Source organism: Achromobacter sp. GW823-FHT04E03 (assembly GCF_058796095.1).
This window is the reverse complement of the sequence record NZ_JBXAIJ010000001.1, coordinates 1,671,764-1,684,567: the sequence shown is the minus strand read 5'-3', so window position 1 is coordinate 1,684,567 and position 12,804 is coordinate 1,671,764. Positions and strand designations below refer to the sequence as shown.

The window sequence follows — 12,804 nt, the reverse complement described above, 5'->3', positions numbered from 1 at the left end:
CAAAGTTGGCGCGAAAGGAATCAGGCGTGCTGGTGCATGGCCGACCGGTGCTTGGTGTCGCGCATGGTGGCGTACACCAGCAGCGACAGGAAGATGATGCCGGCGAGGTAGTAGTAGAACCACTCCTCGTGTCCCTGCTGTTTGAAGAACAGGGCAATGGCCGGCGCCGTGCCGCCGAAGATCGACACCGTCACGGCGTAGGGCACGGCCACGCCGGTGGCGCGGATGTTGGTGGGGAAGAGTTCCGCCTTCACCACCGCGTTGATGGAGGTGTAGCCGGCCGTGAACACCCAGGCGCCGCAGATCAGCAGGAAGGCCATCAAGGGCGAATGCGTATGCGACAGCGTCATCAGGATGGGCACCGTGAGCGCCGCGCCTGCCACGCCGAAGAACACCAGCAGCGGCTTGCGCCCGATCTTGTCGGACAGCGCGCCATACACCGGCTGCAGGATCAGCGCGAAGATCAGCGACCCGGCGATGATGTAGGTCGTGACGATGTCGGAGAAGCCCGAGGTCTGCCGCACGAAGGTCTGCATGTAGGTGGTGAAGGTATAGAACGCCGCGGTGCCGCCCGCGGTCAGGCCCACCACGATCGCGACCTCGCGCGGATATTTCAGCAGGCCGCGCAGCGAACTGGTCTGCGGCTTGGGTGCTTTCTGCGCCTCCTTGTAGGAATCCGTCTCGGGCATGTCGCGCCGCATCAGGGCCGTGATGATGGCCAGCATGGCGCCGATCACGAAGGGGATGCGCCAGCCCCATTCCACCAACTGCTCGTGGGTCAGGAACACGTTCTGCAACAGCAGCAGCACCAGGATGGCGCAGAGCTGGCCGCCGATCAGCGTGACGTACTGGAAGCTGGAATAGAAGCCGCGATGCTCGGGGTCCGCGATCTCGGTCAGGTAGGTGGCGCTGGCGCCATACTCGCCGCCCAGGCTCAGCCCCTCGATCACGCGCGCCAGGGCCAGCAGCGCGGGCGCGGCCAGGCCGATGGTGGCATAGGTGGGCGTGACCGCGATGATCAGCGAGCCCACGCACATCATCCCCACCGACACCATCAGCGACAGGCGCCGCCCATGGCGGTCGGCCAGATGGCCGAACAGCCAGCCGCCGAGCGGGCGCACGATGAAGCCGGCCGCGAACAGCGTGGCCGCGTTCAATTGCTGGACGACGGGGTCGTGCGAGGGAAAGAAAGCGGGGGCGAAGTACAGGGCGAAAGCGGTATAGGCGTAGAAGTCATACCATTCCACCAGATTGCCCATGGAGCCGATGAAGATCGCCTTGATGCGGCGCTTCGCGTCGGGGATGTCGAGATACGCTTGTGTCATATCCATCCTTCGGGTGCGTTTGTCGGGGGACGCCGGACACGCGATCGCGGGTGGGCCGCGAATGGAACATGCATTGCGTTATGTTGCGCCTGCGCGCGCGGAAATGCACGCGTATCAATATCGCTTCTTGTTCAGCTTTTTGTCAGGCCTGGCCGCGCCGGCTCACTTGCCGCGTGGCTTGATGACTTCGCAAGGCGCGGCGCCGTCCGCCGCCTGGGCCTCGTCGCCCAGCAGCGCCTGCGTGCCGCAGACCGAGCCGAACATGCCTTTGCTGTTGTGGCCGATGCCGGCCACTTCGAAGGCGCGCCGGTGCAGCGTCACGGGTTTGGCGCCGCGGGCGGCCAGCACGTGTTCGTATTGTGCGTAGCCTGTGCCGCGGGCCAGCCGGGTCGCGCCCTGGGCTTCCGCGCCGCAGGTCTTGTCCAGCAGGCGGTCTTCGGGATTGTTGTCGGCGCCGCCCAGCAGATAGGTGACGTCGCGCGCGGCGTAGCGCACGAAGAGCTTGGATTCGTCGGTCTCGCGCGAGTACGCGGGCAGCTTGTCCGGGCCGTACTTGTACTGGTTGTAGGTGGGGCAGATGCCGCGCTCGTAGGGCGCATAGCCCTTGCCGTCGGCGCGGGGGCGCTCGTTGCTCAGGTACAGGTAGGACGAAGGATTGGCGACGACGTAGCGCAGCGCCAGCCCGTCGCGCCGCAGCGGGCCGTCGATGTTGTTCAGCACCGCGTAGCGTTGTACCAACTGCCCGCCGGCCGAGTGGCCGGCCAGCACGATGCCGGCCAGCGAGGCCAGGCGCTTGCGGTCGTCCAGGCTGCGCAGCAGGTCGTCCAGCACCTGGAACGAGCTGACGGGCGCGGGGCGTCCCGCGGCCTGCACGCTGTCTTCCCCGTCTTCCCAGCTGGCCTTGCGCCAGGCCGCCATGCCGCCGAAACCCGAATCGATGGAGCCCGAGAAGCGCGGCGCCAGGATCAGGGTGTCGCGGGCCCGCTCGGGGTTGTGCGCCAGCAGCGCGGCGACAGATTCGTAATAGCGGTCGGCGTCGCGCTTGACGCCGTGGATCACGACCACGACCTGCTTGATGTTGCGCAGGTCGTCCTTGGCCAGGTCGCGGTTGGCGTAGACCGGCATCTTGTAGCGGTGGCCGGGCTTGCCCAGTTCCACGGACTGCCAGCGCAAGGGCGCCGTGCGCTTGGGCGCGGGCGCGGTTTCGCTGTAGTCGTAAGGGTCGGGCAGGGGAGTCTGCGCGCGCGCGGCCAGCGGCGCGAGCGCCGCCAGGGCGAACAGCGCGGCCAGGCCGCGCATGCGGTCCGGCCGCGCTACAAGCAAGGGGAGGATGGGTGCGCGGCGCATGGCGCGGCGGAAATTCAGCAGCTCTCTTGGCCCAGCAACTGCTTGAGCGCGGGCAGGTCCAGGATGCGGACCTCGCGCTGGTTGATCTTGATGAGGCCGTCGCGCGCAAAGCGCGAGAACAGCCGGCTGACCGTTTCCAGGGTCAGGCCGAGGTAGTTGCCGATTTCCTCGCGGCTCATGCGCAGCACGAATTCGGTGGAGGAATAGCCCAGCGAAGCGTAGCGCTGCGACAAGTTCAGCAGGAACGCGGCCAGGCGCTGCTCGGAGCGCATGGAGCCCAGCGATGCCAGCATCTGGTGCGAGCGGTTGATTTCGCGGCTCATCAGGCGGCGGAATTGCTGCTGCAGCGAGGGCAGGTGGGCCGCGACCCGGTCGATGTCGGCCAGGCGGATGACGCAGACCTCGGAATCTTCCAGCGCCACGGCGGTCGAGACGTGCTTGCCGTCCAGCATGCCGTCCATGCCGACGATTTCGCCGGGCAGATGAAAGCCGGTGACCTGGATCTGGCCGGTCGCGTCTTCCAGCTGCGTCTTGAGGCTGCCGAAGCGCACGCTGTAGACCGCGTCCAGCGGGTGATTCAGCGAATAGAGCGGCTTGCCTTTTTCAAGGCGCACGCGTTCCCTGACCAGTTCGTCCAGCTTTTCCACTTCCGCGGCTGCCATGCCCACGGGCACGCATACATGCCCCAGCATGCATGTGGAGCAATGGGCGGCATCAGGGGCAACGGGGACCCGTTTTTGCATACGATGACCTCTATAGTGCCCATTGCGCGGACGGATGCCGGCATGGGTATAAAGCTTAAGACAAGCTGTATTGTAGTCCGTTGTTACTACGGGCGTCTTACGGGGCGTCCGATAGGGGGCGCGCAAGGCGGTAAGCGACCCAGTCGTCGGCGGCTATATCGACCGCCGCGCCGCGCAGGGCTGGGTCTATCGGGTAGTACTGGCAGCGCAGTTCCGGGGCTTGCGCGGGCGGTTCCAGGCGCGCCACGACCTCGCGCCGCACGAAGCAGCAGGGCTTGCCGGATTCGTACTCCTCGATCTCGTCCATCAGCGCCACCAGGGCGGGCTCCACCTGGAAAACGTCGCCGCGCACGCGCCGGCCGTCGTCCACCGGGATCAGGCCGGGCCAGTCGCCGAAGTCCACCAGGCGGCCCGGCACGCTGGCCGGACCGACATGGCGGGCCGCCGGCAGGCCGCGCCGGGCGGCGGCTTGAGCCAGGTCATTGATTTCGCCCGCGCGTAGGGTGCCGTAGACAAAAACGTATATGCTCATAGGTCAGGTTGTTGCTGCACGTCGAAAAAACCATGGCGCGGGCAGGGTGTTGAAATTCTCGCATCTGGCCGCATATTCAGGATATCGAGCCAGCCGGCACGTATCGGTCAGGCTCCCCAACAAGCCAAACGACCATTATGCGATTCGACAAACTGACTACCAAGTTCCAGCAAGCCCTGGCCGACGCTCAGAGTCTGGCCGCCCGCAACGACCATCCCTACATCGAGCCCATCCACGTGCTCTCCGCCTTGCTGTCGGAGTCCGACAGCGGCGCGGGCAGCCTGCTGGCGCGCGCCGGCGTGGCCGTCAACCGGGTGCAGTCGGCCATCGACAGCGCCCTGAAGTCCCTGCCGCAGGTGCAGGGCGACGACAACGTCCAGGTCGGCCGCGACCTGCAGGCGGTGCTGACCCGCACCGACAAGGAAGCCGCGCGCCGTGGCGACACCTATATTGCCAGCGAACTGTTCCTGCTGGCGCTGGCGGACGACAAGGGCGACGCCGGCCGCATCCTGCGCGACGCGGGCCTGCAGAAAAAGGCCCTGGAGGCCGCGATCGACGCCGTGCGCGGCGGCGAGAACGTCTCCGGCGCGGAAGGCGAATCCAACCGCGAAGCCCTGTCCAAGTACACCATGGACCTGACCGAGCGCGCCCGCCAAGGCAAGCTCGACCCGGTGATCGGCCGCGACGACGAAATCCGCCGCACCATCCAGATCCTGCAGCGCCGCACCAAGAACAACCCCGTGCTGATCGGCGAACCCGGCGTGGGCAAGACCGCCATCGTCGAAGGCCTGGCGCAGCGCATCGTCAATGACGAAGTTCCCGAAACGCTGCGCGGCAAGCGTGTGCTGTCGCTGGATCTGGCCGCGCTGCTGGCCGGCGCGAAGTTCCGCGGCGAATTCGAAGAACGCCTGAAGGCCGTGCTGAAAGAGCTGTCGCTGGACGACGGCAGCAACATCGTCTTCATCGACGAACTCCACACCATGGTGGGCGCGGGCAAGGCCGAAGGCGCGATGGACGCGGGCAACATGCTCAAGCCCGCGCTGGCGCGCGGCGAGCTGCACTGCATCGGCGCGACCACGCTGGACGAATACCGCAAGTACATCGAGAAGGACGCGGCGCTGGAGCGTCGCTTCCAGAAGGTGCTGGTCGACGAGCCCGACGTGGAATCCACCATCGCCATCCTGCGCGGTCTGCAGGAGCGCTATGAAATCCACCACGGCGTCGAGATCACCGACCCGGCCATCGTGGCCGCGGCCGAGCTCTCGCACCGCTACATCACCGACCGCTTCCTGCCTGACAAGGCCATCGACCTGATCGACGAGGCCGGCGCGCGCATCCGCATGGAAATCGATTCCAAGCCGGAAGTGATGGACAAGCTGGACCGCCGCATCATCCAGCTCAAGATCGAGCGCGAAGCCGTCAAGAAGGAATCCGACGACGCTTCCAAGCGCCGCCTGGGCGTGATCGAGGACGAACTCGAAAAGCTGCAACGCGAGTACAACGACTTCGAGGAAATCTGGAAGGCCGAGAAAGCGGCGGTGCAGGGCACGCAGGCCATCAAGGAAGAAATCGACAGCGTGCGCGCCGAAATGGCGGAACTGCAGCGCAAGGGCCAGTTCGACAAGCTGGCCGAGCTGCAGTACGGCAAGCTGCCGGACCTGGAAGCGCGCCTGAAGGCGGCCGAAGTGGGCGCCGCGGAAGCGGCCGAGGAAGCCGAGGGCGGCGAAGGGCGTCCGCGCCTGTTGCGCACCCGTGTCGGCGCCGAGGAAATCGCCGAGGTCGTGTCGCGCGCCACCGGCATTCCGGTGTCCAAGATGATGCAGGGCGAACGCGAGAAGCTGCTGCACATGGAGGAATACCTGCATAAGCGCGTGGTGGGCCAGGACGAGGCTGTGCGCCTGGTGTCCGACGCCATCCGGCGTTCGCGCGCCGGCCTGGCGGACCCGTCGCGCCCCTACGGCTCCTTCCTGTTCCTGGGCCCCACGGGCGTGGGCAAGACCGAGCTGACGCGTGCGCTGGCCGAGTTCCTGTTCGATTCCGAAGAGCACATGATCCGCATCGACATGAGCGAATTCATGGAGAAGCACTCGGTGGCCCGCCTGATCGGCGCGCCGCCGGGATACGTGGGCTACGAAGAAGGCGGCTACCTGACCGAAGCCGTGCGCCGCAAGCCGTACAGCGTGGTGCTGCTGGATGAAGTCGAAAAGGCCCATCCGGACGTCTTCAACGTGTTGCTGCAGGTGCTGGACGACGGCCGCCTGACCGACGGCCAGGGCCGCACGGTGGACTTCCGCAACACGGTGATCGTGATGACGTCCAACCTGGGTTCGCACCATATCCAGAGCCTGGCCGGCAAGCCTTACGAAGTGGTCAAGGAAGTGGTGTGGGACGAGCTCAAGCAGACCCTGCGCCCCGAATTCCTGAACCGTATCGACGAAGTGGTCGTGTTCCATGGCCTGGAAGCGCAGCACATCGAGTCGATCGCCCGCATCCAGCTGCGCCGCCTGGGCGAGCGCCTGGAAAAGCAGGAGATGCGCCTCGAAGTGAGCGAACCCGCGTTGGCGGAACTGGCCCGCTCCGGCTTCGATCCGGTGTTCGGCGCGCGCCCCTTGAAGCGCGCGATCCAGCAGCAGATCGAAAACCCGGTGGCGCGCCTGATCCTGGAAGGCCGCTTCGGCCCGCGCGACGTGGTGCCGGTGGACTGGCAGGACGGGCAGTTCGTCTTTACGCGGACCTTGCAGTAAACGGGTCCGGCGCGGCGAGATCCCGGCCGCGCATGAAAACACCCCCCGGAAGCTGGACTGACGTCCAGTTTCCGGGGGTTTTTTACATGCGTCTTCAGCTTGCGTCGGCGTAGTCCTTGCGTTGCGCCGCCATCTGCCTGCCCAGCGTCTGCAGCGCCCGCAGCACCACGGCCATGCCGCGGCGGGTGTCCTCATCGCGCATCAGGCCGATGAGGCCGGTCAGGCTCGGAGGGCGCGCTTCCTGCAATGTGCGCGTGTGGGCATCGCGCAGCGTATTGGCGGCGGTCCAGGCGGCGCTGCTGGCCTGTTCCGACAGCAGCGCCAGCTTTTCCACCATGGACTGATCCAGCAGATCCACCAGATCGGACGCCAGCGACAGCAGGTCGGCGATGTTGTCCAGCCGTCCCGCTTCGGCCAGCAGGCCCAGCCTGTCGGCCAGCGCGCGTGCGCCCGGCCCGCCGCCCAGGAACGGAGCGGCCGCGTCGGCGGCCTGCGTGGCGCTTGCTTCGTGCGGCGCGTTCATAGCATTCCCCTTGCGACGGCCCAGTACAGGCCGCGGTTGAACCCGTGGCGCAGCAGGCCGCCGAGTTTGGTGGGCGGCGTGGGCAGCACGTCATGGGTGTAGTCGTACCAGAGCGGCATGCCGGCGTTCAGCCCCATCTGGGCCACCGCCTGCACCCGGCCGTCATAGGCGCTGCACGGTTGGCCCAGCCGGATCTCGCCGGCGATGTTGTTGGCGATGACCGGCGCCTGGTTATGGCAGGAGCCGCCCGCCTTGCTGACCGGCAGGTCGACGGTGTCGCCGATGACGTAGACATTCTGCAGCCCGTAGACCTGCAGCGTCTCATGGTCGGTCGGCAGCCAGCCTTCGTTGTTTTCGGCTTGCGACACGCCGGACTCCAGCACGACATCCACCGCGCGTATCGGCGGCGTGGCCATGAGGATGTCGAAGGGCTGTTCGCCGCCTTCCTCCGAGTAGGCGATGCGCCGGTCGGGATCGACCCGCGACAAGGTGAAGCCGCGTTGAAACTGTATGCCCTTCTGCTCGAAGATGGCGGGTAGCACTTCGCAGGTTGGCCGCTGCAGGAACAGGCAATTGCGAAGCAGCTGCGAGGTGGTGGGGTAGGTGTAGATGATCTCCACCTTGTCGCGCACGCCGCGCCGCCGCAGGTAGTCGTCCAGCATCAGCGTGGTTTCGATCGGCGCGATGCCGCACTGGTGCGGGACGTTGGGCGTCTTGGGGAAGGTGACGCTGATGAATACCCGCCCGCGCTCGATGCGCGACAGGCGGTCCGCCAACTGCCTGGCGGGCGCGTATTGGTAGAAGTGGTCTCCGGCCTCCTTCAGGCCTTCGATGCGTTCGGGCGAGGGTACGCAGCCGGTGGCGATGACCAGATAGTCATAGCCGTAGCGCTTGCCGCCCTGCGTGGCGACCTCTTGGCGGTCGAAGTGGAACCGCGTGACCTTGTCGACGCGGAATTCGATCTCGGGGCGAAGCAGGGAACGTTCCGGCCGTTTCAGTTCCTCTTGGAAGAAGAGGTTGAAGGCCACGTACATGAACGCCGGTTTGTAGTAGTGATCCGGCGTGTCCGACAGCAGCGTGATGGAGACTTCACCGCGGCTGATTTCGGGGTACAGCTTTCCGGCGAGCTGATTGGCGAGCATGGTGCCGCCTACGCCGCCGCCTACGACAACAATACGCTTGTTCATAAACCACCTCTTATGGAGAGATTCTGAGGGCAAGTGCAATGCGTCTGTGTGTGTAATAACTGTTGTCGGCGGCGTCAACCTTTCAATCGATTTTCAGATTCGAATCGGCCGCGTAGACGCGTCCCGCGTCCACGCGCAGCGGTTGCGGATCGAGCGCCGCGCCCTGGCAGGGGCCTTCGATGCACAGCCCGTCCTCGAAGCGGAACAGGGCCGAATGATGCGCGCACATCAATACCTGGGCTTCGTAGGTCAGGACCGCGCCGTCGGCCGCGTTGAGCGTCACCGAGAAGTGGGGGCAGCGGTTGACGTAGCCCCAGACCGTCTGGCCCCGCCGCAGCAGGACCACCTGCTGCGCGCCCATCTCCGCCGTCAGCGAGCCGCCATCCGGAATGTCTTCGACCCGGCACAGCGCCGCCCCGGCGGCGTGCTCAAGCGCGGGGCAGCACGAAGTCATAGCGCCCCTCGTGGAAGTCCGACCCGAAGCCGTAGCGCTTGCCCAGCGCGGAATCCGCAGCTTGCGGGCGGTATTGCAGCACCAGCGAGGGCTTCACGCCGAACACCGCGTCCGACGCGAGATACGGATCGCCGGCGTTGAACAGATGGGTTACCAGCCGCTGGTGCCCAGGCGCATCGATCATGAAGTGCAGATGCGCCGGCCGGAAGATGTGCCGGCCGGTCGCCGCCATCATGCGGCCGACGGGACCGTCGCCCGGGATCGGATAGGACACCGGCAGGATGGTGCGGATCGCGAAACTGCCGTCTTCGCCGCTGCGGTAGCGGCCGCGCAGATTGCCCTGCGGCTGGTCCAGGTCCTGGCCCGAATACATGCCGTTGGCGGCCGTCTGCCACACGTCGAGCACGGCGCCGGCCAGCGGCCGGCCTTCGGTGTCGCGCACATGACCATGCACCAGCGCGGGCTCGCCTGGCGTCTGCGCCATGTCCTCGCCCGCCGCGCGCTCGGGCATGCCGGCCATGTAGAAGGGGCCGAACACCGTGCTCTCGGTGGCCTGGCCCGGCTTGCGGTGGTTGATGGCGTCCACCAGCATCGACACGCCCAGCGTGTCGGACAGCAGGATGAATTCCTGCCGCACCGCGCCGTCACAGATCTGGCCGGTCTCGGTCAGGAACCGGATCGCGGCCATCCATTCGGCCTCGGTGGGCTCGACGTCGGCAACGAAGGCGTGCAGATGCCGCACCAGGGACTGCATCAGCTGACGCAGCCTGGGATCCGGCGTCTGGGCGAAGGCGGCGGCGACCGTGTCGGTCAGGGCGGTTTCGGCGTTCGGCATGGCAGGGTTCATGGCGGCTCCTCAGCGCTTGAAATGCGGCGGCACGGCGGCGTCCACATTGACCCACACGGACCTTGCCTCAGTGTAGTCATGCATGGCCTCGAAGCCCATTTCGCGTCCGTAGCCGGACTGGCCCACGCCGCCGAACGGACTGCCGGGATTGACCCGCTTGTAGCAGTTGATCCAGCACATGCCGGCGTGGATGGCGCCTGCCATTTTGTGGGCGCGGGCCAGGTCGCGCGTCCACAGGCCGCTGCCCAGGCCGTAATCGGTGGCGTTGGCGATGGCCAGCGCTTCCTCGTCGCTGCCAAAGCGCAGCACGGTGACGAAAGGGCCGAAGACTTCTTCCTGCGCGACGCGGTCCTGGGGCCGGGCTTCGACGATGGTGGGCGCGACGTAGTAGCCGCGGGCCAGTTCGCCGCCGGGCGCCTGGCCGCCGGCCAGCAGGCGCGCGCCCTGTTCGGCGGCAATGCCCACGTAGGACAGGACCTTGTCGCGATGCTGCGCCGAGGTCAGCGGACCCATTTCGGTATCGGGCGAACGCGGGTCGCCCAGGCGGATGGAGTTCGCCAGCGCCGTGAAGCGCTCCAGAAAGGCATCGGCGATCTTGTCGTGCAGCATCAGGCGCGAACCTGCGATGCAGGCCTGGCCCTGGTTGTGGAAGATGGCCCAGGCCGCGCCGTTGATGGCGGCGTCGAGGTTGGCGTCGTCGAACACGATATTGGCGCCCTTGCCGCCAAGTTCCAGCTGTACCCGCTTGAGGTTGCCCTGGGACGCCTGCACGATGCGGCGGCCGGTGGCAGTCGACCCCGTGAAGGCGATCTTGCCCACGCCGGGATGCTCGGCCAGGCGTTGGCCTGCGGTGTGGCCGTAGCCGGGGACCATGTTGACCACGCCTTCGGGAAAGCCCGCCTGGGCCATCAGTTCGGCGATACGCAGGGTCGACAGGGGGGTGAGTTCGGAAGGCTTTAGCACCACCGTGTTGCCGGCCGCCAGCGCCGGCCCCAGCTTCCAGCTGGTGAACATCAGCGGGAAGTTCCACGGCACGATCTGGCCGACCACGCCGATGGGCGCGCGCTGCACGTAGTTGAGGAAGCCCGCTTCCACCGGAATGACGCTGCCTTGCAGTTTGTCGGCCATGCCGCCGAAGTAACGGAAGCAGCCTGCGGTGCGCGGCACGTCCAGGCCGCGCGTGTCGCGTATCGGATGGCCGGTGTCCAGCGTTTCCAGCTGCGCCAGTTCTTCCGCGTTGGCTTCGATCAGGTCGGCCAGCTTGAGCAGCAGGCGCCCGCGTTCGGCCGCCGCCATGCGCGACCAGGCGGGAAAGGCGCGTTGCGCGGCCGCGACCGCGCGGTCCACGTCTTCGGCTTCGGCCGCGGCGATGGCAGTGATGAGGGTTCCGTCGTGCGGGTTGAGCACGTCTATCGTGCCGCCGGCGGCTGCGTCCACGAAACGGCCGTCGATAAAGAGTTTGTTCTGCATGGCTCTGGATACGTGATGGGTGGAAGGAGGCGGATTCAGAACTCGACGGGGTAGGGCGCGAGTTCGCCGCTTTCGTAGCGCTGGGGCAGATCGGGGGTGGCGTTCTCCCAGACCAACAGCATCGAGCGCTTGGTCGAATAACCCTGATGGCGGATGTCGGCGGGCATGGCGCAGATGTCTCCTGCGCGCATGGTGACGCGGGCGCGCGGCGCGCCGGTGTCCTTGTCGCCGATGTCCCAGACGATTTCGTCGGACAGTTGCAGGAACCATTCGACGCGGTCATTGCCATGGAACACCGGCAGGATGAACTCCTCGGTGGTGGGGCAGAACAGGCTGGCGCCGCAGACGGAGGTGACAGAGGGGTTCCAGGTCACGTCCGAGCGCGACAGGTACTTGAACAGGCTGAACGCGTGCAGCGCGCCTTCGTAGCCCGGTTCGGCGTGGATCTGCGGCTCATCCTGGGTCACGTCGGCGAAGGCGCGGTTGACCGGCAGGTCGTCGCGCAGCGGCGAGTCTTCCGGCAGGCCGGGCATGCGGCGCGTGGCGATGCGCGAACGCTCGATGGCGGCGATGTTGTCGCCGTGCTTGCGGCCGAAGGCGGAGCCGGTTTCCTCGGGCGCGGCGAACGGATCGAAGCCTTCGTTGGTCCAGTCGTGCAGCATGGCCTTGAAGGTGGCCATGATGAGCGGCGTGTCGAAGGTTTCCGTGTAGTCCACGCCCGCGGCCTTCATGACGCCGTTGAACGAGCCGGCGTAGACGTCCACCTTGCCGTAGTGGTTGCGCGTGCCGAACACGTGGTCGAAGTTGACCCAGCCGTAGAAGAAGCCCCAGGCCACGTCGCGCATCAGCGCACGCAGGAAAGCGTCGGCCGCGATGGCGTGGGTGCGCGTCTGGCCCTTGGAAGGCCAGTGCACCTTGACGAAGTATTCGTCACGGGTGAAGGTGAACGCGCCGAGATCGAAGCGCTTGTAGCCGGTGACGGCGTCGGCGGGCCCAGCCGCGACTTTGCCGGCGGCGAAGGAAGAGGCGGGAGCGGGGGTGTCCAGCATGGCCATATCGGTACTCCAGAAAAGGAAAAAGGGGGGCGGCTTACTGCAGGCAGATGTCCGCCCACTTTTCGACGGACAATTCGCCGGCGCGGGTCTGGATCAGCAGCACGCCCGGATACGGTGCGGTGAAGCGGTAGGCGCAGCCGGCGGGCAATAGGCATTGGTGTCCGCGGCCCAGCAGCACGCGGCCCATGGGCTTGCCGGCGGGGGCCGTCCCCGCCAGCACCGTGCCGTCAGCGGCGGGGGGCGGCTGGTCCAGCGCCAGGAATTCGACCTGGGCCTGGCCGTCCATCAGGATCGCGAACTCGTCGTGGCTGCAGGCGTACCAAGGCGATACGCCTTCGGCGCGCAGCGTTTCGATGACGTATTCCAGGTTCTTGCCGACGACGACCTTTTCGTAGGGCGCCGAGTTCGCGGCCACCTCGAAAATGTTGGAAAAGACGTAATGGCGCGGCGAGCCTTGCGTGATCTCGATCGAGCCCTTGCGGTAATCCTTGAGCGAGCCGAAGACGGTGGTCGGTGTTGCGGTGTTCATGGTGCCTCCTGTGTCGGGTACTGCTGCCCGCGCGGCGGAAAGGGCGCG

General features: G+C 66.6%; 12 protein-coding genes. 1 reads left to right on the top strand and 11 read right to left on the bottom strand.

The window, feature by feature from the left end; translation table 11 throughout:
• Positions 1-20: 20 nt before the first annotated feature.
• From AC1RHV_RS07915 to AC1RHV_RS07900, 4 genes are all read right to left on the bottom strand, one after another.
• On the bottom strand, positions 21-1,325 hold the full coding sequence (locus AC1RHV_RS07915) for an MFS transporter (RefSeq protein ID WP_492300349.1): 1,305 nt from the start codon (positions 1,323-1,325) through the stop codon (positions 21-23).
• 162 nt (positions 1,326-1,487) lie between these two features.
• A complete protein-coding gene (locus AC1RHV_RS07910; protein WP_310531951.1) occupies positions 1,488-2,672 on the bottom strand; it encodes a hypothetical protein in 1,185 nt (394 codons plus the stop codon).
• 14 nt (positions 2,673-2,686) lie between these two features.
• Positions 2,687-3,415, bottom strand: a complete 729-nt coding sequence (locus AC1RHV_RS07905; protein WP_013394848.1) for a helix-turn-helix domain-containing protein — start codon at positions 3,413-3,415, stop codon at positions 2,687-2,689.
• A gap of 97 nt (positions 3,416-3,512) precedes the next feature.
• On the bottom strand, positions 3,513-3,947 hold the full coding sequence (locus AC1RHV_RS07900) for a gamma-glutamylcyclotransferase family protein (RefSeq protein ID WP_054452511.1): 435 nt from the start codon (positions 3,945-3,947) through the stop codon (positions 3,513-3,515).
• 137 nt (positions 3,948-4,084) lie between these two features.
• Here AC1RHV_RS07900 and clpB point away from each other — a divergent pair, with 137 nt between their 5' ends.
• Entirely contained in the window at positions 4,085-6,691 is a 2,607-nt protein-coding gene (clpB, locus tag AC1RHV_RS07895) for an ATP-dependent chaperone ClpB (RefSeq protein ID WP_492300347.1), read from the top strand.
• A 94-nt stretch (positions 6,692-6,785) separates the two neighbouring features.
• Here clpB and AC1RHV_RS07890 read toward each other — a convergent pair whose 3' ends face one another.
• From AC1RHV_RS07890 to AC1RHV_RS07860, 7 genes are all read right to left on the bottom strand, one after another.
• Positions 6,786-7,214 carry a DUF1641 domain-containing protein gene (locus AC1RHV_RS07890; RefSeq protein ID WP_175164159.1) on the bottom strand — a complete coding sequence of 143 codons (429 nt, stop codon included), beginning with the start codon at positions 7,212-7,214 and terminating at the stop codon, positions 6,786-6,788.
• Positions 7,211-8,401 (bottom strand): NAD(P)/FAD-dependent oxidoreductase, encoded by a 1,191-nt coding sequence (locus tag AC1RHV_RS07885; RefSeq protein WP_119449280.1) that lies wholly within the window; start codon positions 8,399-8,401, stop codon positions 7,211-7,213. Before AC1RHV_RS07885 ends, AC1RHV_RS07890 begins: the two co-directional genes overlap by 4 nt.
• An 82-nt stretch (positions 8,402-8,483) precedes the next feature.
• Positions 8,484-8,855, bottom strand: coding sequence for a Rieske (2Fe-2S) protein (locus AC1RHV_RS07880; protein ID WP_492300344.1), 372 nt, complete (start codon positions 8,853-8,855; stop codon positions 8,484-8,486).
• Positions 8,830-9,702, bottom strand: coding sequence for an intradiol ring-cleavage dioxygenase (locus AC1RHV_RS07875; protein WP_175164162.1), 873 nt, complete (start codon positions 9,700-9,702; stop codon positions 8,830-8,832). Before AC1RHV_RS07875 ends, AC1RHV_RS07880 begins: the two co-directional genes overlap by 26 nt.
• 9 nt (positions 9,703-9,711) lie before the next feature.
• Entirely contained in the window at positions 9,712-11,172 is a 1,461-nt protein-coding gene (locus tag AC1RHV_RS07870) for an aldehyde dehydrogenase family protein (RefSeq protein ID WP_119449282.1), read from the bottom strand.
• 35 nt (positions 11,173-11,207) lie between these two features.
• The gene (locus tag AC1RHV_RS07865; RefSeq protein ID WP_492300342.1) at positions 11,208-12,227 is read right to left on the bottom strand and encodes a hydroxyquinol 1,2-dioxygenase; all 1,020 of its coding nucleotides are present in this window, start codon (positions 12,225-12,227) and stop codon (positions 11,208-11,210) included.
• Positions 12,228-12,261: 34 nt separating this feature from the next.
• Positions 12,262-12,756 carry a cupin domain-containing protein gene (locus AC1RHV_RS07860; RefSeq protein WP_119449283.1) on the bottom strand — a complete coding sequence of 165 codons (495 nt, stop codon included), beginning with the start codon at positions 12,754-12,756 and terminating at the stop codon, positions 12,262-12,264.
• Positions 12,757-12,804: the final 48 nt, after the last annotated feature.